Annotated in this window: 21 protein-coding genes; 13 read left to right on the forward strand and 8 right to left on the reverse strand. The window is 68.9% G+C overall.

All coding sequences use genetic code 11. The features are described 5' to 3' along the window. Positions 1–59 precede the first annotated feature (59 nt). The 3 genes from PSH03_RS17470 to PSH03_RS17480 all read right to left on the reverse strand — a co-directional run bounded on the left by PSH03_RS17470 (position 60) and on the right by PSH03_RS17480 (position 2,075). Entirely contained in the window at positions 60–545 is a 486-nt protein-coding gene (locus PSH03_RS17470; RefSeq protein ID WP_210780454.1) for a hypothetical protein, read from the reverse strand. Then, positions 542–1,309 carry an SDR family oxidoreductase gene (locus PSH03_RS17475; protein WP_210780455.1) on the reverse strand — a complete coding sequence of 256 codons (768 nt, stop codon included), beginning with the start codon at positions 1,307–1,309 and terminating at the stop codon, positions 542–544. The genes PSH03_RS17470 and PSH03_RS17475 overlap by 4 nt, the downstream gene beginning before the upstream one ends. Positions 1,310–1,463: 154 nt before the next feature. Beyond that, positions 1,464–2,075, reverse strand: a complete 612-nt coding sequence (locus PSH03_RS17480; RefSeq protein ID WP_210780456.1) for a copper resistance CopC family protein — start codon at positions 2,073–2,075, stop codon at positions 1,464–1,466. A 174-nt stretch (positions 2,076–2,249) separates the two neighbouring features. Here PSH03_RS17480 and PSH03_RS17485 point away from each other — a divergent pair, with 174 nt between their 5' ends. The 7 genes from PSH03_RS17485 (at position 2,250) to PSH03_RS17515 (ending at position 7,986) form a co-directional block, all read left to right on the forward strand. Further along, positions 2,250–2,684 (forward strand): hypothetical protein, encoded by a 435-nt coding sequence (locus PSH03_RS17485; protein ID WP_210780457.1) that lies wholly within the window; start codon positions 2,250–2,252, stop codon positions 2,682–2,684. A 29-nt stretch (positions 2,685–2,713) separates the two neighbouring features. Further along, entirely contained in the window at positions 2,714–3,013 is a 300-nt protein-coding gene (locus PSH03_RS17490) for a sigma factor (protein ID WP_210780458.1), read from the forward strand. Between the two features lie 138 nt (positions 3,014–3,151). Then, positions 3,152–4,009 carry an RNA polymerase sigma factor SigJ gene (gene sigJ / locus PSH03_RS17495; RefSeq protein WP_238689775.1) on the forward strand — a complete coding sequence of 286 codons (858 nt, stop codon included), beginning with the start codon at positions 3,152–3,154 and terminating at the stop codon, positions 4,007–4,009. A gap of 124 nt (positions 4,010–4,133) precedes the next feature. Next, the gene (gene pdxR, locus PSH03_RS17500; protein ID WP_238689776.1) at positions 4,134–5,585 is read left to right on the forward strand and encodes a MocR-like pyridoxine biosynthesis transcription factor PdxR; all 1,452 of its coding nucleotides are present in this window, start codon (positions 4,134–4,136) and stop codon (positions 5,583–5,585) included. Then, positions 5,573–5,977 (forward strand): cupin domain-containing protein, encoded by a 405-nt coding sequence (locus PSH03_RS17505; protein WP_210780461.1) that lies wholly within the window; start codon positions 5,573–5,575, stop codon positions 5,975–5,977. The genes pdxR and PSH03_RS17505 overlap by 13 nt, the downstream gene beginning before the upstream one ends. 12 nt (positions 5,978–5,989) lie before the next feature. Then, the gene (locus PSH03_RS17510; protein WP_238689777.1) at positions 5,990–6,805 is read left to right on the forward strand and encodes an NAD-dependent epimerase/dehydratase family protein; all 816 of its coding nucleotides are present in this window, start codon (positions 5,990–5,992) and stop codon (positions 6,803–6,805) included. A gap of 47 nt (positions 6,806–6,852) precedes the next feature. Beyond that, positions 6,853–7,986, forward strand: a complete 1,134-nt coding sequence (locus tag PSH03_RS17515) for a hypothetical protein (protein ID WP_238689778.1) — start codon at positions 6,853–6,855, stop codon at positions 7,984–7,986. Here the strand turns inward: PSH03_RS17515 and PSH03_RS17520 are convergent. Continuing rightward, positions 7,948–10,176 (reverse strand): hypothetical protein, encoded by a 2,229-nt coding sequence (locus PSH03_RS17520; protein WP_210780464.1) that lies wholly within the window; start codon positions 10,174–10,176, stop codon positions 7,948–7,950. The two genes, PSH03_RS17515 and PSH03_RS17520, sit on opposite strands and share 39 nt — an antisense overlap. 221 nt (positions 10,177–10,397) lie before the next feature. Between PSH03_RS17520 and PSH03_RS17525 the strand changes: the two genes are divergently transcribed. Both PSH03_RS17525 and PSH03_RS17530 read left to right on the forward strand, forming a co-directional pair. Then, entirely contained in the window at positions 10,398–11,306 is a 909-nt protein-coding gene (locus tag PSH03_RS17525) for a GNAT family N-acetyltransferase (RefSeq protein ID WP_238689779.1), read from the forward strand. Next, a complete protein-coding gene (locus PSH03_RS17530; RefSeq protein ID WP_255750777.1) occupies positions 11,306–11,767 on the forward strand; it encodes a barstar family protein in 462 nt (153 codons plus the stop codon). Before PSH03_RS17525 ends, PSH03_RS17530 begins: the two co-directional genes overlap by 1 nt. A gap of 54 nt (positions 11,768–11,821) precedes the next feature. Here the strand turns inward: PSH03_RS17530 and PSH03_RS17535 are convergent, their stop codons facing one another. From PSH03_RS17535 to PSH03_RS17545, 3 genes are all read right to left on the reverse strand, one after another. After that, a complete protein-coding gene (locus PSH03_RS17535) occupies positions 11,822–12,226 on the reverse strand; it encodes a hypothetical protein (RefSeq protein WP_238689781.1) in 405 nt (134 codons plus the stop codon). Between the two features lie 557 nt (positions 12,227–12,783). Continuing rightward, positions 12,784–13,386 (reverse strand): response regulator transcription factor, encoded by a 603-nt coding sequence (locus PSH03_RS17540; protein WP_210780468.1) that lies wholly within the window; start codon positions 13,384–13,386, stop codon positions 12,784–12,786. After that, on the reverse strand, positions 13,386–14,537 hold the full coding sequence (locus PSH03_RS17545; RefSeq protein ID WP_210780469.1) for a sensor histidine kinase: 1,152 nt from the start codon (positions 14,535–14,537) through the stop codon (positions 13,386–13,388). The genes PSH03_RS17540 and PSH03_RS17545 overlap by 1 nt, the downstream gene beginning before the upstream one ends. 107 nt (positions 14,538–14,644) lie before the next feature. Here PSH03_RS17545 and PSH03_RS17550 point away from each other — a divergent pair, with 107 nt between their 5' ends. Genes PSH03_RS17550 through PSH03_RS17560 form a run of 3 tightly spaced genes read left to right on the forward strand, consistent with a single transcriptional unit; the run spans position 14,645 to position 16,949 of the window. Beyond that, positions 14,645–15,526, forward strand: coding sequence for an ABC transporter ATP-binding protein (locus PSH03_RS17550; RefSeq protein ID WP_210780470.1), 882 nt, complete (start codon positions 14,645–14,647; stop codon positions 15,524–15,526). A gap of 26 nt (positions 15,527–15,552) precedes the next feature. After that, a complete protein-coding gene (locus tag PSH03_RS17555; RefSeq protein ID WP_210780471.1) occupies positions 15,553–16,272 on the forward strand; it encodes an ABC transporter permease in 720 nt (239 codons plus the stop codon). After that, positions 16,269–16,949: a GOLPH3/VPS74 family protein gene (locus tag PSH03_RS17560; protein WP_210780472.1), complete on the forward strand. Its 681-nt coding sequence runs from the start codon at positions 16,269–16,271 to the stop codon at positions 16,947–16,949. Before PSH03_RS17555 ends, PSH03_RS17560 begins: the two co-directional genes overlap by 4 nt. Positions 16,950–17,258: 309 nt before the next feature. On the opposite strand, the gene PSH03_RS17565 is transcribed toward PSH03_RS17560, so the two are convergent. Beyond that, positions 17,259–18,461, reverse strand: coding sequence for a low temperature requirement protein A (locus PSH03_RS17565; protein ID WP_210780473.1), 1,203 nt, complete (start codon positions 18,459–18,461; stop codon positions 17,259–17,261). A 263-nt stretch (positions 18,462–18,724) separates the two neighbouring features. Between PSH03_RS17565 and PSH03_RS17570 the strand changes: the two genes are divergently transcribed. Then, positions 18,725–19,810 (forward strand): hypothetical protein, encoded by a 1,086-nt coding sequence (locus PSH03_RS17570; protein ID WP_238689782.1) that lies wholly within the window; start codon positions 18,725–18,727, stop codon positions 19,808–19,810. Positions 19,811–19,902 lie beyond the last annotated feature (92 nt).

Raw genomic sequence — 19,902 nt, forward strand, 5'->3', positions numbered from 1 at the left:
AGGGCGAGATCAGCACACCTGAAACGGGCGGACCCGGCGTCGCGCCGGGTCCGCCCGCATCACGTGGCCGGAGTGCGGCGACGCCTGGCGTCTCGGACGAGCGTCAGGGCGATGACGAGAAGGCCGAGCAGGGCGACGACGGCATTGGCGGTTGTGAGGAACACCTTCTCGCCAAGGGTGGCGTGGTGCAGATGGGTCAGGTGGAAGAAGAAGTGGGGTATGGCGAAGGTGGAGAATGCCGCCGCGGCGGGGATGGTGAAGACCGCCCGAGGTGCGACGAGCGCTATGCCGAGGACGACAGCGAGGCCGAGGGTAGCTCCGCCGAAATCTCGCGCGTAGTGCTCGCTGAACGGCGGGGTGAGGCTGACGGTCGGGAAGTTGTTGTAGAAGCTTTCGGGGAAGACCTGGTTCCAGAACCCGACAACGAGTTCGTCGAGGAAGAGGACGGCCAGGGCGATCCGGATCAACGCGGTCAGCGCGGTGTCGCGCCCGTCTGTTGACGTTGCCGGCGGTGCGGCGGGGGTGGGTGACCGGCCTTCGTTCATCGGGTCCGCCCGGCGTCGTGCTGCGCTGCCGGGCTGGCCAGCCACTGGTCGAAGGTCTGTTTGCCCCTCGGACCGGGGCCGGTGGGCAGCAGGCCGTTTTCGGCCATGGCTCGCCCGGTCGCTCCCGGAAGGCGGACGGGCAGGACAAGGCGGTGACTCCCGCGGGTACGCAGCAGGCGGCGGGCCATGTCAGACATGCGCAACTGTTGCGGGCCGGCGATGTCGGGCGCCCGTCCGGCCGGGTCTGCCAGTGCGAGGTCGACGAGACAGTTGGCGACTTCATGGGACGCGATCGGCTGCATGAGCATCTGGGGCACCACTGCGATCGGGCCGGGAATGGTGGCGAGCATCTGCGCGGCCAACTCGTAGAACTGCGTCGAGCGGAGCAACGTCGCCGGTACCGCACCGTCCAGGACCAGCCTCTCCTGGCGTCGTTTGCCCGCGTAGTAACCCCAATTCACCCGGTCGGCGCCGACGACCGACAGCGCGACGTGGTGCCGCACCCCGACGCGCTGGCCTGCGGCGAGCAGGTTCGTTGTCGCCGTGCCGAAGAAGCGCTCCGACTTCTTCCGGTTGATCGTCGACACGTTGCTGACGTCGATCACGACCGGCACGCCGGTCAGCGCCTCGACCAGCCCGGAACCGCGGATCAGGTCGACGCCCGTGGAGCGGGCGAGGATGACCGGCTCGTGTCCGGCAGCCCGCACGGCGTGGACGACGAGACGTCCGACGCCGCCGGTCCCGCCAGCTACCGCGATACGCACTGAGCTACCTCCCGATCTGCGTTCGCCGTAACGCCGCTGTGGCGCGTAGCCCGGACCGGGGGCCGGGGTGAAAGGGAGATAAGTCGCTGTGATGTCACTGTTGGTTCTACCTCTCCGAGACTTCTCGTCCAGGACACAGACTGCGCAAATAGCCCTAAAGGGTGGAACCCTCGCCTGTATCGGTGCGCTTGCTGGCGGCGTAGACACCGCGTGAGAGCGTCATGATCGCGAGTAGGAGGGCCAGTACTGCTCCACCCGAGGCGGCGTACAACGCGACGACTCCGCCGCGCGTGAGGCGGGCCCGAAACGGATTCGCTGCGGCGGCCGCCGCGGCTTCCGCTCCCACAGTGAACTCCGCCGTGCCGGCTACCGGGTGTCCGTCGGTGAAGGTCGCCCGCCAACTGATCTCGTACCAGCCGTCAGGCATATCCGCTCTCACCTGATGGCGCAGCGTCGCTGCGTGGACAGCCGACCGGCCGACTGCCCAATCCGTCCCCGTGTGGTCCGTCACTGTGACACTGCTGTCGGACGTGATCTCGGCGGCGAACACCACCTCGACCCGTTGCGGGGCCTTCGCGAGCGCGGCACCGGCGGTCGGCGTGATCGAATGCGTCGCGCCGTGCGCGAACGCGGGCGCGGGTGTGACCGCCAGCGGGAACCCGGTAGCAAGCGCGACCGTGACGATCAATCTGACGCTACGACGAATGCGAGGCGCCCGACCGGTGTCCGACCTGTCGGTCACGCGCGCCGCAACGCTTCTCTTCATGGCGTTCTCCCCTCCGCCGCGAACGACCGCGGCGTCTGCGAACAGGACCGAGCGGCCCTCCGATTCGTGACAGCAGAGGTCACGGCCGGGGCGGTGTGTCACGAATCGGAGACCTGCTCGGTCCGTACCTGGTGACACTCACCCACCACCGGCACAGCGCAAGGAGCGACGATCATGACCGCCATCATCCGCATCGCACTGGCGATCTTGTTTCTCGACAATTTCGTGGTCGGAGCCTGGAACGCGATCTGGCCGGCCAGCTTCTACGCGAACTTCCCGACCGTGGATCTCACGCCGCCGTTCAGCGAGCACTACGCGCGGGACTTCGGTACGGCATCACTAGCGATCGCCCTGCTGCTGGGCATCGCGGCGGTCAAACCCACCGCCCACTTCGTCATCCCTGCCGCGGCTGCCTATTCGGTCTTCGCGCTACCCCATTTCTTCTATCACCTCACGAACATGCAGGGGGCGACCGTGGGTGAGGCGATCCTCCTCACCACCGCAAACGCGACCGTGGCGCTCATCGGCCTGGTGATCATCTTGCTGACGGCGCTACGCGACCGTTCGGCGGCTCGGCGCGGTCTCGCCTCGGCTCGGGCCGCCCACTGAACCTGCTGCGTCAACCACTGGGAGAACCGATGGTTCCCGAACCCCTCCGGCCACCTCGGCTGAACGCGCTACCCAGCGCGTTCTGCGTCGTCGTCGCCGAACGACGCCTCCTCAAGAACCTCGCGTACCACCTGCTCGGTTCAGTTGACGTCGCTGAACACGCGGTACAAGCGACGTACACCATCTGGTACACCATGCCGGACGACAAACAGGATGGCATCAACAGTCCCTTTACCTGGCTCGTCGGCACGCTCGTGCAGATCTGTATCGGTCTGCTCGAATCGCCGCCGACCCAAGCCGCTGGCCATAACGCCGCTCGGGTGCTGTAGTACGGCCCGACAGGGGTACCTGTGTGGTTGGTGCTCAACAGACAGCAGCGATGTCGGCGGCAGTTCAAATTCGCCTGCACATTCAGGGATAGAAGCGACGAGGCGGCGGCCATGGTAGGGCGAGGAAAAGACGGGGCAATGGTCGACGCGTTAGCGGTGTTCGACGCGGTCCGTCCGCGGCTCTTCGGCATCGCCTACCGGATGCTCGGCAGCGTCGCCGAGGCGGAGGACATCGTGCAGGAATCCTGGCTCCGGTGGCACCAGACCGAACGCAGCCAGGTACGGGACCCGATCGGGTTCCTGGTCACGACGACTTCTCGGCTCGCTCTGAACGCCGCGACGTCGGCTCGCGCCCGCCGCGAGTTGTATCCCGGACCGTGGCTACCCGAGCCCGTCGACACCTCCGCCGACCCGACACTCCGGGCCGAACGCAACGAGTCGCTCGAACTCGCCGTGCTACTCCTGTTGGAACGGCTCACCCCGGCCGAGCGAGCGGTGTACGTGCTGCGGGAGGCGTTCGACTACCCATTCCGGCGGATCGGCGAGGTACTCGACGTCACTGAGGCATACGCACGACAGCTCGGCCACCGCGCCCGCACGCACCTGGCCCGGCAGCGGCGCGAACCGGTCGGCCACGCCGACCGCGACCGCCTGCTGCATGCCTTTCTCGCCGCAGCCCGCTCCGGTGAGCTGACCCAGCTCGAGGAACTGCTCGCCGAAACAGCCATCTCCTACGCCGACGGCGGCGGCACCGTCCGGGCCGCCCAGCTACCCGTCGTCGGACGTGACAACGTCGCGCGTTACCTCCTGGGACTGATCCGGAAGTTCGGCCGCGACCTCTCACCGGAGATCGTCGAATCCAACGGCCAGGCCGCGATCCTCGTCTCGCGGCCCGGGACAACTGTCGCTCTGGTCACCATCGACGCCTCACCCGCCGGGATCGAACGAGTGTTGATCATCCTCAACCCGCAGAAACTAGCCCAGTTCCAGCGGTGACCGTCGGCACCGACGCCTGGCGACGCGTGGTTCGTCGACGGCACGTACGTCGGGGTCGATGCTCTGGCGCCTGAGTCGTCGCCTAACCTGCCGGCGGTGCTCTCACGAATGGGATCGTTGCTGAGTGACGAAGTCGCTTGACCTGCATCTGGAGTTCGATCGGAGTGCGGGTTTCCCGGGTCGCTCGCTGGAGAGCGCGTTACGGGAGAGCATTCGGACCGGCCGGCTGCGGGCCGGGTCGCGCCTACCCGGGAGCCGGAGCCTGGCCGCCGACCTGGGCTTGGCCCGGGGCACCGTGGTGCAGGCGTACGCGCAGTTGGTGGCGGAAGGGTGGCTGCTGGCGGCACCCGGCTCGGGCACCCGGGTCGCGGACGTAGCTCATGATCCGCCCGGCTCGCGCGGGCGACCGCGGCCGTCGCCCCCGGCCGGGCCATTGATCGAGTTGCGGCCGGGGATTCCCGACCTCGCGTCCTTCCCCCGAACGGCCTGGGCGGACAGCGTCCGCCGGGCGCTGACGACGGCTTCACGCGGCACGCTGGACTACTCCGAACCGACCGGGCTACCCGCACTCCGGGCGGCGGTGGCCGGCTATCTCGCGCGCACTCGTGGAGTGCTCTGCGAGCCGGATGCGGTGGTGATCACGGCGGGCTTCACCCAGGGCCTCTCCCTTCTCGCGCGGACGCTGCACCGGCGCGGCGTCCGTGCCATCGCCACCGAGAACCCCGGTCTGGCCCATCACCGCATGGTGCTGCGTGCCGCGGGTCTGACAGTCACCCCGCTCACCGTCGGTCCCGGCGGGGCCGACCCGGATGACGCGGCGGGTCAGGCCGCGCTACTCACCCCGGCGCACCAGCATCCGACCGGGGTGGTGCTCGCCCCACGGCACCGCTACCGGCTCATCGCGTGGGCACGGAAGCACGACGCGTTCCTGATCGAGGACGACTACGACGGCGAGTTCCGCTACGACCAGCGGCCGGTGGGCGCCATGCAGGCGCTGGCACCAGAGCGGATCGTGTACGCCGGCAGCACGAGCAAGTCGCTGGCGCCGGGCGTCCGCCTGGGTTGGTTCGTCGTCCCCGAACGACTGCGTCGTGACCTGACGACGACGATCATGGAGGCCGGCGCCGCAGTCTCCGCGATCGACCAGCTCACCATGGCCGACCTGCTCACGCACGGCGACTACGACCGACACATCCGCCGCATGCGCCTGACCTACCGGCGTCGCCGGACGGAGCTGGCCGGCCGCCTGGCCGAGGTGACCACCACTGCGCTGGAGGGCATCGCCGCCGGCGTCCACGCGCTGCTACCGCTGGCCTCAGTGGCGCAGGAGCGCTGGCTGATCCAGGCCGGACGCCGCGAGGGGCTGCACCTGATCGGCCTGCACAGCAACGGCTACTGGCACGATCCCGTGGATGAGCGGCAGGCAGCAGCCCTGGTCCTCGGATACGCGGCGCCGCCGGCTCACGCCTGGCAGGAGGCACTGTCCGGGCTCTGCCAACTGGTCCATCAGACCGGTCACCAACTGGTCCATCCTGCTGGTCCGGTCGGGGATACGTTCGACTCATGCAGACCATGAAGATCGGAAACAACGAGATCGTGCTGCTGGGCACGGCCATGCCACCGGAGTTGCCGGACGGCTCCCACGTGATGACAGCGACGATCGAACTGCCACCGGGCGACCCGGGCACGCCGCCACACCGGCACTCCGGCCCGGTCTTCGGCTACCTGCTCGAGGGCGAAATGCTCTTCGAGCTGGAGGGCGAGCCCGAACGGGTGATCAAGGCCGGTGAGGCGTTCTGGGAGCCAGGCGGCGATGTCATCCACTACCGGTCGGCCAACAACCTGTCCGATCGGGTGACCAAATTCCTGGTCGTGATGGTGTGCGCGCCCGGCCAGGAAATGCTGGTGCTGGTGAGCCCCGACGAGCTCGAACAGCGTAAGGACCGCCGCTCACCCCGGCCGAACTGAGAGAGGCACGTCATGCGTATCGTTCTCGCCGGTTCGACCGGCGTCATCGGCCGCCGGCTCGAGCCGATCCTGACCGCCCAGGGGCATGAGGTCATCGGGTTGGCCCGCAACGGCCCGGTCGCCGTCGACGTGCTCGACCGGGACGCGGTCGCGGCCGCCGTCCGCGACGCCCGGCCCGACGTGGTGATGCACCAGCTCACCAGCCTGAGCACTGGCGACTTCGCCGCCAATTCGCGGCTGCGCCGGACCGGGACCCGCAACCTGGTCGACGCGGCGCTCGCCGCCGGGGTACGCCGGATCGTGGCACAGAGCATCGCCTGGGCGTACGAGCCGGGCGCCGAGCCCGCGACCGAGGAGACCCCGCTCGACCTCGGCGCCCCAGAGCCACGCCAGACCAGTGTGGCTGGTGCCGCCGCGCTCGAATCCGCCGTCCAGGAAGCGCCCGAGTGGGTCGTGCTGAGGTACGGCACCCTCTACGGCCCGGGCACCTGGTACGCCCGCGACGGTCTGATGGCCCAGTTCGCCGCCGCCGGCAAGGTCCCCGCCGACGCGGACGTGAGTAGCCTGCTGCACATCGACGACGCCGTGGCCGCCGCGGTAGCGGCTCTGGAGTGGCCCGTCGGCGTCGTCAACGTCTGCGACGACGAGCCAGCCGCCGCCTCGCAGTGGGTGCCCGCTTTCTGCGCGGCGGCCAATGTGCCAGCACCAGCGGTGACCGGGGGCGAGCGGCATGGCTGGGCGCGGGGAGCGAGCAACCACCACGCCCGCACGCACCTTGGCTGGAGCCCGGCATATCCGTCCTGGCGGCAGGGATTCGTCACCCTGTGAGCCGTCCGCACATCTTGATCTTGCAGAAGCAACGGAGACGAAGAGTCATGTCCGATCACCCCGAACTGGCCGCGCTCAGTGACGACTATGCCCGCTTCGGCCTAGAGCGCGATGCCGTACGCGAATGGGAGGACGGCGCCCGCACCGACAATCGCGCCGGGTCGTACGAGTGGTGGTACTTCGACGCCCACCTGGACGACGGCGCGAAGGTTGTCGTGGTGTTCATGAACAAGGACCTCGGCGCGGCGGGTAGCCCGCTGTCACCGCAGCTTCGGGTCAACCTGGAACTGCCTGACGGGACGACGTCGAACAACACGATCGCGATCCCCGCAGCGGACTGGTCGGCGGCGAGCGGGCGTACTGACGTCCGGATGGGGCCGGGCAACCGCTTTCAGGGCGAGAGCCTGCGCGAGTACCGGATCCAGGCGACCGCCGGGAGGCTGAGGGTCGACTTCACACTGACGTCCGAGGTCCCGGCCTGGCGTCCGGCCACCGGGCACATGCTGTTCGGCCCGGAGCGCGACCTCGAGTTCAATTGGCTGCCCTCGGTGCCCCAAGGAGCCGTGCGGGGCTCGTACACGATCGACGGGGTGCGGCATGAGACGACCGGCGTCGGCTACCACGACCACAACTGGGGCAACGTCGGGCTGCCGAAAATCATCAATGACTGGTACTGGGGACGGGGGCAGGCCGGACCGTACACGGTCATCGCGTCGTTCATCACCGGCGCCGAGAAGTACGGCTCCGCCGAGATCCCCATCTTCATGCTGGCCCGCGACGGCCGGATCATCGGCGACGATCCAGCGAAGATGACGTTCGAGCGGGACGGGGTCTACACCGACGCGAAGACCGGCAAGCCGGTGGCGGACATCGTCCGCTACACCTACGTGGACGATGACGACACGTACGTGGTGACCTTCGACCGCGAGCGCGACCTGGTCCGCAATCCCCTCACCAAGGACCTGCCCTGGCTCAAGCGGGCAGCGGCCCGGTTGATCCGGTTCGACGGCGCCTACCTCCGCTTCGCCGGCCTGCTCACGATCGAGCACCACAAGGGCGGGCAGGTGGTCGAGGCGTTCGCCGAGGACGCGATCTGGGAGCTCATGTACTTCGGGCGCGCCCGCGTCACCGCCGCGGATCCGTCAGTGCCCGGTCGGCGGGTCGCCCGGAAGCGGCACTGAGTCCATCGGCTGGCGAAGGCGCTCAATCAACTCGCGGGCCGCCTCGGCGTACCGCTGCTCCGATCCGCGGGGCCGGTGTCCCTGGATTGGCGGCGGGACGCTGTCGCCGGGTAACGGCACCACGTCGGCGGGATCCCGTAGCCGGCGGTCCACCGTTGCCGCCGTCTGGCCGACGGTTGCCGGAACGGCTGTCCGGTGGGCGGCGAATATCCAGCCGCCGATCGAGTCGGTGTCGCGCCACAGGTTCACCCACCGCCAGTCGACGCGAGCGCCGATCTCGTGCAGCACCTCGTCGTCGACGAAGGCGGGAAACAGTCGCGCGTAGAGTCGGCTCAGTGGCGACCCGTGGGTGAGCAGAGCGACTCGACTGCTGACCTGGGGCGGCAACTGGAGCACTGTCGCGGCGGCCAGGACCGCACCGTGGCTGTGTGCGGTGAGCAGGACGAGGTTGCCGCGTCCGACCAGATACGTGATTCGTCTGGTCAACTCCGGCACCGCTCGTTCGGCGTAGCAGGGTGGCGCGAACGGGTGGGCGGCCCGTGGCCAGAAGGTGCCCAGGTCCCACAGGACACCGACGTGGCGCCTGAATTCGGCCGTCCGGTAGGCGAAGATGCCGCCGATGGTCAGGCCGAGGATGATCGCGGCGATCCCCCAGCTCCCGAACGCGATGGAGAAGGTGATCAGGTCGGCGGGCACCCGTGCGTACCGCTGCACAGACTCGCTCGGCAGCAACTCCAGCAGACCGAGCGTGGTGGTGGCCGTGCCGATCCCGGCCAGGCAGGCGTAGACCACCGCCAACGGAATCAGTCTTTCCGTGAAGCGGGCCCTGGCTATCGCCTTCTGCACCTGCCGCAGTCGGGTCGCGGCTGCGGGCGGGCGGTCCGGGTAGTCGCAGGCGACGATCGCCGCCGCGGCACGAAGTCGACGGCGTCGAGAGATGAGGATGACCGGAACCGCTACCACCAGCGTGAACAGCACTGTCCGGAGAAAGCCGAAGATCGCCCAGGTGAACGCCGGCGGCAGACCGGAGGCCAGGCCCTCCCCGGTCGGCGCGTCGCGATCCAGGAAATCCGCCACCCGGTAGACGAACTCGGCGGACACTGCCACCGCCAGACTGACCGCGCTGGCCGCCATCACCAGCGCGCCCAGCCCGAGCAGCGGGCTGGCGTCCCGCCGCCGAACCCGGCGCCAGAGCAGCACACCGCCGAGGGCGGTCAACAGGGTCGTCTGGGCAACGAACAGCGAGGTGAGAATTGCGCCGTAGCCGGGTAGGCCTTCCCCCTCATGCCACGGTGCCGGGCTGGCGAGGACGTTTACCGTCACCACGATGGTCAGGACCACGGCCACCGTCCGCACCGTGCGGGTGATTCGGTCCAGTCGCCGGTCCGAGGCGGCCCGGTCGAGCAGCGGGGGCAGGCAGAGCAGGACCACGCAGCTGGCCAGCACCGTCCCGGTGGCCACAGCCAACGCGATCGTGCTGGCCGAGGCGCCGTTCGCGGCTCGGGCGGCGATTAGAGCGACGTCCAGTGTCGCGAACGCCGCCGCGACGTGAATCGAGCGCAGCCGACCCACCAGCGGCCCCGCGTCCCACTGACCGATCCCGCTGAGTCGATGTTCGGCGACCTCGTCCGCCGGAGCGCGGAACGCGTCGAACATCTTTCCCGGCCGGGTGCTGGCCCGCCAGAGCAGGCCGATGGCGCCGGCCGGGACCACAGCGAGTACCGCGAGGCGCAGGCCCACCGGTTGCCCACCCAACCAGGACAACCAGGTGCGCCCGGCCAGGCAGTCTGACGAGCCCATGCACTTCCACCCGATCAGGTCCAACGTGACGCCGACGAAGGCAAGCACATACAGCGCGGTGAGAGTGAGCGCCAGCAACCGGCACAGGGATCTGACCGTCGCGTCGGAGCCGGGGCTCGCCGGCCGCATCCAGATCGCCAGGTTGGCCAGCATGAACGGCAGGAGGAACACCAGCGTCAGCGTTCGGACCACGCTTCCGGCGGGCAGGTCACCCCAGCGGTACGCCTCCGTCACCCGTTCGCCGCTGCCGCAGGAACACGGGCGGTGGGGTCGGTAGAAGCCCCCACTGCGGTCGCCCGCGACCTGCTCGACCTGCGCCACGTTCAACACCTGGGCGGCGCTTGCGCTGGCGGCCCCGTGGACCCGCAGCTCCACCACCTCATCGGACATCCCGGGCCCACCTGACCGCGCTGATGCACCCGACATCGGCCCCTCCGAAGCACCTTCGGTGGCCAAACCGGGTTAACCCAGCCCCCGCGCCACTCGCGGCGGTGTACCCCACCCGGCCGAGACCAAGCGTGGGCCCGCCGCACGGTTGGCTCAGCGCTTGCAGGTCCTCGGGCGTACAAAATTCCGGTGTCGATCTGGTAGGCGGTGGCTAGCGTACGCGGATGAGCACTGTCCCGAGGACCGGACTGCGGCTGCGGTTTCACACCGATCCGGGCGAGTTCCTGGCCGCTGCGGGTGACTACCTGGGTGCCGATCCGGTCGTCAGCACTGTCGTGACCACCATCGCGCACCGGCTGTTGTCGCAGCGGGCCGAGGGGATCCCGCAGCCCGACCACAACTGGTGGTTGGTGGTCAGCGACGACTCCGGCACCGTGGTCGGTGCCGGGATGCGCTCGGCGCCGTATGCCCCCTATCCGCCGTTCCTGCTGCCCATGCCCGATGAGGCGGCCGTTGCGCTGGCCCACGCCCTGCACGAGCGCGGAGAGGAGGTCCTCGCGGTCAACGGGGCGCTGCCTGCCGCTGAGCTGTGCGCCTCCGCGCTGGCCCGGCTCGGCGGGGGTGAAGTCCGGGTCAACCAGCACACACGGCTGCACGAGCTCGGCGAGCTGACGTGGCCGCCTCCGGTGCCGGGCCGCTTGGTGACCGCGACCGAGGACGACGCGGGACTTGTCACGCAGTGGCTAGCCGCGTTCATGGGCGACGCCGACGAACAGGCGGGCCGCCCGCGCGGTACGAGTGCGCACGAAGCGCCCGACCACGCGGAGGTGCTGCGTCGGATCGGAGCCGGACGGCTGTGGTTCTGGGTCGACGAGGCCGGGGAGCCGGTGCACCTCACCGGCGCCAACCCACAGTCGTTCGGGGTGGCCCGGTTGGGCCCGGTGTACACACCGCCGGCCCAGCGGGGGCGCGGTTGGGCCAGCAACGCGGTAGCCGAGATTTCCCGCCAAATCCGGGCCGAGGGCGCGCGGGTCTGCCTGTTCACCGACCAGGCCAACCCGACGTCGAACAAGATCTACGCCGCCCTCGGCTACCGGCCGGTCGTCGACATGGCCAACCTGGTCATCGTGTGATGGGCAGCTGGTGGAACGGCGCCACCGATCAGATCGTGGTCTGTTCGCGTAGTGCGCAGGTCGAGTTGGCGGCGGTGTTACCAGCAGCGGGCCGGTTCGTCGTCGCCCGGCTCGACGGAGAGAGGATGACGGACGCGGACCACACCTTCTACGAGTTCTCCGACGCGCTGCTCTTTCCCGGCTACTTCGGTTGGAACTGGGACGCGTTGTCCGATTGTCTCCGTGATCTGCACTGGTTGCCTGCGGACGGGTATCTCATCCTCGTCGAGAACCCGACTCGGGTGCTCTCGAGTAGTGCCGCGGATCGGCACACGCTGTTCCAGATCCTGGCGCAGACCGTTCATCACTGGGCAAGCCCGTTCGGCCAGCCAGAGTTCGCTGTGCTGCTGCTCTGTGACCGCGACGACGAGGCGACTCTGCTGCGGCAGGAGATCGCCGCCGCGGTCCACAAGCGGCGGTGAAACCGTCGACGCCGCCGGCCATCCGCTCCCCCAACGCTCGGACGTGGCTACGCCTCACCGAGACGGGTTCCCTGATCGTCGGCCGTAGGAAACGGTCGTCCCAACCAGCAGCACTGCTCCTGCGAAGAAGTAGGTGTTGATTCCGATGCCGGTCCAGAACTCGCCCGTGGAGATGTCCGCCACCCCCACGAAACCTCCGCGACGGATACCGCTGACCATCAGAAGATTTTCGGCCATTCCTGGAGCACCCCGGATGACGAGCAGGATGCTGCCGAACAACAGTGGCGTCAGAAGTAGCCACCGGGGACGACGTCGAGCCGGCGGGCGGACTGTGGCCAGAACGACGGCTGCTCCGATGGTCGACATCGAGATGAGCACCACGTTGAAGATCACGTAGGCCCTCATGCCCCACGGTCCATCACCGGTTGGATCAGGCCCGGGGAAGAACACCAGGATCACGTGGGACACCACAAAGAAGATCAACCAAGCCAAGGCGCCGTACGCCCAGCGACGACTTCTGAAAGCGGGCATACCAGCACTCTCGCCAAGCCAACACCCTGGCGCCTCCCTCCCTGGGCCGGTTTCACTCCCTCAGGAGAGCGAGGTGCGGGAGCGATACATGCTGCTACCGGGGTGCCACTCTCGGCATGATTCTCCGTTCGCCGGTGGCGGCCATCGAGTGCATGGCGCTCGCCGGCGGTCCGCCAGACGGCGACGGAGTCATACGACTGATCCAGTGATATTCACCCATGTTTGCTGTGGACATCGGAGGCTCTGGTACTGCATGCCGTTGTGACGTCAGGACCGTCTTTGGGAGACGGCTCTCCCGCGGTCCGCACGTTCGTCCCGCAGCGAACGTTCGGCATTCCCCGCTGGGGGCGTACGTCCACCGTAGATGGCCGATGCCGCACACGACGTCCCGCGTTTGACAACCGGGCTCGCCGCTCGTGCAGCCAGACCAGCACCACCATGGCGACGTGGAAGGCAACCGGTGCCGCGATCGCCGCTTTGGCCGTCTACAGCCAGTCGTGTTCGCGGGCGTAGCGGGCCGCTTCGTGGCGGGTCCGGGTCTGGGTCTTGCGCATCGCGTTGGAGAGGTAGTTGCGGACGGTGCCCGGAGCGAGGTGGAGCCGAGCGGCGATGTCGGCGACCGAGTAGCCCTCGCCGGTGACCCGCAGGACGTCGGCTTCACGGTCGGTGAGGGGGGAGTCCTCGGTGACGGCGAGCACTGACACGTCCGGATCGATCCAGCGTTTCCCCGAGTGCAGGGTGGCGATGACCGAGGTGATGTGGGCTGGCTCGGCGGACTTGCTGACGAAGCCCTGGACGCCGAGCTTCAGCGCCTTGCGCAGCACTCCGGGGCGGGCGTGCCGGGTCAGCATGAGGATCACCTGCTCCGGCCGCTCACGGCGGATCTCGGCGACCGCGCCCAGGCCGTCCACGCCCGGCATCTCCAGGTCGATGACCAGCACGTCGGGCCGGTGCCGCAGGGTGGCATCGATCGCCGACCGACCGTCCTGCGCCTCGGCGAGAACGATGATGTCGCCCTCCATCGGCAGCAGCGCGGCCAGGGCCGTGCGCAGCAGCGCCTCGTCGTCGGCGAGCACGATGGTGGTCATCAGTCGTCCTTCCCGGTGACCGTCGGGGCCACGTCGGCCCGAGCGGGTGGGAAGACAGCGGCGGTCAGGAACCGCCCGTCCTTCTGTTCGACGGTCAGCTCACCCCCGTCGCCCGCCACCCGTTGCCTCAGTGTCGCCAGCCCCCTGAGCTCGGGCGTCGTGCTGGCGGTCACGCCGTCGTTGACGATGGTGATTCCCGACGCGGCGAGCGTGATCTGCACCTGGGTGGCCTGCGCGTGCCGCAGGATGTTGGTGGTCGTCTCCCGCAGCACCTGCCCGAGCAGTTCGCTGGCGCGGGCATCGACCTCGGCCTCCCGGGTGACCCGGACCCGGATGCCGGCGGCCTCGAACAGGTTCTTCGCGTTTTCGATCTCGGCGGTGAGGTTGAGCCGCCGTTGCGCGTAGGCCAGTTCCTTGGTCTGCGCGATGGTGTCGCTGACCAACGTGTACGTCTCCCGCAGCTCCTTCTCCGCCCGAGCGGTGTCGCGGAGCAGCAGTCGCTGGGCCAGGGCGATCTTCAGCTTGACCACGTGCAGGGTGTGGCCCTGGATGTCGTGCAGGTCGCTGGCGAACCGTACGCGCTCCCGGACCACCGCCAGCTCCGCCTCGCGTTCCCGAGTCTGTTCGAGCTCCCGGATGAGGTCGTAGAACCGCTCGCCCACCACCGTGAAGACCGTCACGACGACGGTGAGAACGGTCGGGATGAGAACGTAGGTGACCAGCACTCCACCGATGTCGTCCCGCTGCACCAGCAGCCGCGCCGCGCCGACGGCGGCGACGTAGGTGAACAGCCCGGCCATCGTCAGAGCCCGATGCCGTCGCACCTCGCGCAGGGCAAGCGAACCTACGGCGCAGACACCCCAGTAGGCGTTGGGGCTGCCGGTCACCAGGACCCCGAGGGGCCAGACCGCTGCCGCCACGACCAGGCAGGGCAGCGCGACCCGGGCGAGGTCGTTCGCCGTCCACCGTTCGAAGGCCACCACTGCCGCCACGGCCCCCGGCGCCAGGACGACGATGTGCCACCAGGTACGCGCGTCGGTCCAGAGCAGGACCACCGCGGCGAACACCACCGGCGGCAGTGACGTGGCCAGGTTGAGCCGGCGCAGCCTTCCCTGCGTCGACTCGGTGAAGCGCGGCGATCTCCCGGTCACCACCTCAGTATCCGGCAGCCAGGGGCCACGACCAGTGACACCACGTCACATGCGGTGATGACGTGGTGCCACTGACGGGTCGGCCGGGTCCGCGCTGTCATTGGTGCATGTCCACCACACCCGTCATCGAAGTCGACCGGCTGAACCTCACCTACGGCGACTTCCACGCCGTCAAGGACCTCTCCTTCGAGGTACGACCCGGAGAGCTCTACGCCCTGCTGGGCACCAACGGAGCCGGCAAGACCTCGACCCTGGAGGTTGTCGAGGGACACCGGAGGCCAACCTCGGGCACCGTTCGCGTCTTCGGGCGCAGCCCCGACGACCGGCGAGCGGTACGTCCCCGAATGGGTGTCATGCTCCAGGAGAGCGGATTCTCCCCGGACCTCACCGTTCGTGAGTCCGTCGGTCTGGTCGGTCGGCTCACCCGACGCACCGACGACGTCGACCGGGTGCTCGACCTGGTCGACCTCACCGGCCGATCCGGCCGCAAGGTGTCGCAGCTGTCCGGCGGAGAGAAACGGCGCCTGGACTTCGCCACCGCGGTCTACGGCACCCCGGAGCTGATCTTCCTGGACGAGCCGACCACCGGCCTCGACATCCAGTCCCGCGACGCCGTCTGGGCGACTGTTGACCGGCTCCGGGAGAACGGGGCGACCATCGTGCTCACCACGCACTACCTGGAGGAGGCACAACAGCGCGCGGACCGGATCGGGCTGATGCACGAGGGCGCCTTCCACCGGGAAGGCACCGTCTCCGAGCTGACCCGCACCCTGCCCGCGGTCATCCGCTTCTCCCTTCCGGTGCCGGCGCCGGCGCTGCCGGTGCGGGCCGCCGTCGACGCGGACGGGAAGGTCGTGGTCGAGACCTTCGAGCTGCAGAAGGACCTGCACCTCCTGCTCGGCTGGGCGCAGGACCACGCCGTGGAGCTGCAGGACCTGGCGGCAGGGCCGACCCGGCTCGACGACGTCTTCCGCGCCATCAACAGTTGATTCGATCTTCCGCGAGGAGCCTCACCGTGTTGTCCATCGCGTCCAGCGAGCTGATCCAGATCTTCCGCAACCGGCTGGTGCTGATCACCAGCCTCATCATCCCGGTCGCGGTCTGTGTGTTCTTCGTCCGTCAGCACGAGACCTACGCCGCCATCGGGAGCCTCGGCTACATCGCCGCGATCGTCACGTTCACAGTGGCTGCGTTCGGGCTCTACGCCACCGCCGTCACCACCCTGGCGTCGCGGCGACAGAATCTCTTCCTCAAGCGGCTGCGCTCCACCGCCGAAGGCGACGCCGGCATCCTCGCCGGCCTGCTGCTGCCCGTGGTCGTCCTCGCCGGGGTGCAGGTGAGCGCGATCCTGACCGCCCTGGCCGTGGTCGCCGGCGGACCGGCGAACATCGCCCTGCTGGTGGTGGCGGTCCTCGCGACAGTGGCCATGATGATCGGCCTGGCGCTGGCCACGGCCGGGCTGACGAACTCCCCCGAACACGCCCAGGTCACCACCCTGCCCGTTACTCTCGGGGTGATCGCCATGGCCAGCTGGGTGGGCATCACCGGCACCGAGAACCTCGCCTGGCTCAAGCGGCTGCTGCCCGGCGGCGCCGCCACCGAACTGACAATGAACGCCTGGAACGGCGGCGTCGCCGTGACCGACTCCCTGCTCCTGCTCGCGCCCACGCTCGGCTGGGTCGTCGTCGCCGTCGCTCTGGCCACCCGACTCTTCCGCTGGGAGCCCCGCCGATGACCACCGAACCCCTGTCGGACGCGCCGACCCTGGTGGAAGACCTCCTGCTGCTCCTGTTCCAACCCAGGTCCGGGACCATCGCGGGAGAGAACACCCTTTTCTACGTCCTCGGCGGAGCCGTTCTCGCGGACCTCGCCCTCGGCGACCATCTGACCGCGGCGGACCGGGGGCGGCTCAGGAGCGTGGCGGGTCACCCACCGTCGGATGGCCTCCTACGCCCGGCGTGGGACTACCTCGCCGAGAAACCGAGGGGGGTGCAGACGGCCCTGGCCGCTATCGGTCCCGCCCTGCGTCAGCCGGTGCTGGAGCGGCTCATCGCACGAGGCGACATCGACCAGGAGCCCCGTAAGGTGCTCGGCCTGTTCCGGACGACGGCCCTGCGGGAGGGCAGGACCGAACGACGGTCCCGCCTACTCGCCGACGTTCGGCAGGTTCTCGTGGACGGCGCGGAGCCGCAGGCCCGTGTCGCCGCGCTCGCGGCGCTGCTCTCGGCGAGCGGAACGCTCCCGCAGTTCGACCGCGAGATCCCGTGGACGTCATCGGTGATCAGCCGGGCCAAGGAACTCGAGCGAGGCAACTGGGGTGCCGACGCCGCGTCGGCAGCCGTGACCCGCACCGTGACTGCCACCGTCGTCAACAGCGCCATCGCGGCCATCACAGTGCTTCCTCGAAGCTAGGGCGCGCGAGACCAGACCGGTCCAGTCATTGTCAGCCGGGCTACACACCCTTGCCTCTGACATCCAGGTTCGGGCCGCCGGGGTGGCGCGCATCGACCACATGCTCCGGTCCGGACTCGTCCGGGCGCTCAACGGCAATCTGCCCCTCCCGTAGGTGATGGGATTGGAGGCCGCCGGTGACGTGCTCGCGGTCGGCGCCGGCGTCACCGGCATCGCGGTGGGCGACGCGGTGTTCGGGTTCGCGCTCAGCGGTGCCGGCGGCCTCCGTACGACCGCCGGACGTGTGCGGGTCGGTGGAAGTTTCTACGCTCACTGCCTGGAGTTGGCCGGGTGCGGTCGTTCGGGCGGTTTCCCCTTGGCGTGGACGGCGTCGGAAGCGGCGATGCCGGCGAGGACGATGACGGCGGTGACGGCCACGGCCAGCGGCGGCAAAAAGATCATGAGCGGCGACGCGCCGGCAAGCGTCAGAGCGCCGACGATCCGAGAGCGGGACACCCGGGCGAACACGGCATGTTCCAACAAGGCTCGCCCGATCAGGAAGAGCATCGGTCCGCCGAGGACAACGAGGATCCACGCCGCGTTGGTGTGCCCGAACGGATGTTCGATCACGATCTCGTATCCGACGGCAACGGCGACGATCCCGGCCACCATGAGTACGTGCGCGAGAAAAGCCTCCCGAATGAGGTGCGCGGGCCGCGCGGCGGCTCTGATGGCTTCGGGCAACAACTGACCCGACCTGAAGACGTAGACGCGAAACAGCAGCACAGTGGTGATGAATGAAACCGCGAAGGCTGCTGCGGCTCCGCCGTGCCGGAACGACGTGTCGCTGTAGGCCGAGCCGGTCGTCAAAATCAGTTCACCGAGAGCGATGATGAAGAATTGTCGGTAGCGCTCGGACAGGTATTCGGCCAGGACGGGCCACTGCCGTTGGGTGGGGCGGGACCACGGCGCGGGATAGAACAGCAGCAGTGCCGCGCCGTCGATGGCGATCGCGAGCGTCCACAACAGGCTGCGGGCCAGGTCCGTCACGATCGCGCCGGCGATCCACGGCACTGCCGACAGCGTGAACCAGAAGAACACCCCGGCCGCTCGGCGCTGAGCCTCGTGGCCGCGCAACATCGGGACGATGATCAGCCCACGGATGATGTGGACGGCGACGTACGCGCCAGCGAAGGCCAGACTTCTGTCACCGAACGCGTGCGGCACCGCGACCGCCATCACCAGCGCGCCGAGCATGGCCGTGTAGACCAGCACCTGAAGTTGCGGCCGCTGCGGATCGTAGAGGTCGGTGACCCACGCCGTGACGAACCACAGCACCATGAAGGCCAGCAGCAACAGCAGCGTCTCGCCGACGTCGATGAGGACGACGCGCTGCTCGGTAAGCTCCTCGACCAGCCGCTGTGAGACCCGATTGAGGGCAAAGATGAAGACCAGGTCGAAGAAGAGTTCCAGAAGGCTCGGCCGCTGCGGTTGCCCGGGTTTTCGAAGCAGCGCTGCTGCCCTTGTCGACATGGGCCGCCCATTCCTGCCGGCTTCGCCTATCCGGGTATTGGTACCACGCCGCGCGGGTCGTCGAGTCGATACCCGAAGAATGCCGGTGGACCGCACACCTTTCGACGGCAGCAGGCCCGAGGCCCCCCATGGACTCGCACTGCTCAGAAGTTCGGTTACGAGTAGCGGACAGCCGACACCAGAGCGCGATGTAGCCGACTGTGACCATCAGATCACTACGCGCACACTCCTCTCCGACATGTTCCCGTCGACTGGAGGAACAGATGCGTCTCCGATCGTTAGTCACCACGGCACTGGCCGCCGTCCTGGCCGCCGGCGCACTCGCGCCGCCGGCGCCGGCAGCGGCAGCCACCGCCGACCGCTGGGGCTTCGCGTACGTCAAGGACCCGACCGTGCCGGCCTGGACGGTGCTGGACACCAGCCGGCAGTGGGGTAGCTGGAAGACCGCGTTCCCGGCCGCCTGGGCCGACGGCATCAAGCTCGCGCCCGGCCGTTTCCAGGTCCGCTTCCCGCAGATCGGTGCCAGCTCACGGGGTGTGCCGCACGTGACCCCGGTGAACCGGACCGGTCACTACTGCGAGGTGGTCCGCTGGTTCCAGTCCGGCGCCGACGAGATCGTCGACGTGCAGTGCCACAAGCCGGGCGGTACGCGCGACGACACCCCGTTCACAGTGCTCTGGACGACCAGCTCGGGTGTGCTGCCCGCCGCTACTGCCCACGCGTACGTGCAGTGGAGCAGCGGGCTGGTGGCGCAGTCGTACAACTCCACCGGCGTCGTGAACACTGTCGGGCCGCTGGGCGTCGGGCAGTACCTGGTGCGGCTGCCCGGGGTGGGGTTGGCCGGTCTGCTCGCCGGCAACGTGCAGGTCACCGCCGTGCAGCCGAACGCCGGCCCTCGCCGCTGCAAGGTCTACTCCTGGAGTGCGGTCGGCACCGGCGTGCAGGTGTACGTCTTCTGCTACGACCAGGCAGGCGCGTTCATCAACACCGACTTCGTCCTCTCGTACCACCGTCGGCGGCCGGTGATCGGCTCCCTCGGCCCGCCCTCGTACTTCGGCTACCTGGGTACCGCCGTCGGCGGGCCGACCAACGACAACTCGGTGCTCGGCGTCGGCGCGAACACTGTGGCACCGCTGGCGCCCGCCGGCCGCTACCTGGCGACCTTCCCGCAGGTCGGCCTCAAGGAGACGCACGCCCAGGTGGTGGCGCAGGGCACCGGTAGCAACTACTGCCACCTCACCCAACCCTGGCCGTACACCACAAACGCCGACGTCGACGTCATCTGCTTCGACAACGCCGGCGTCGTCACCCCGCACCGCTTCCTGGCCACCTTCACCTCCCGGCTCTGACGTCGGGCCGCGCCGGTGGTGGCGGTCTCCGCTGCTGCCGGCGCGGTCAAGGGCCAGCACTCGTGGTAAGTCCGCTGAGTCTTCGGGATCCG

Origin of the sequence: Micromonospora salmantinae (assembly GCF_022230905.1) — a bacterium.
GTDB classification, from domain to species: Bacteria; Actinomycetota; Actinomycetes; order Mycobacteriales; family Micromonosporaceae; genus Micromonospora; species Micromonospora salmantinae.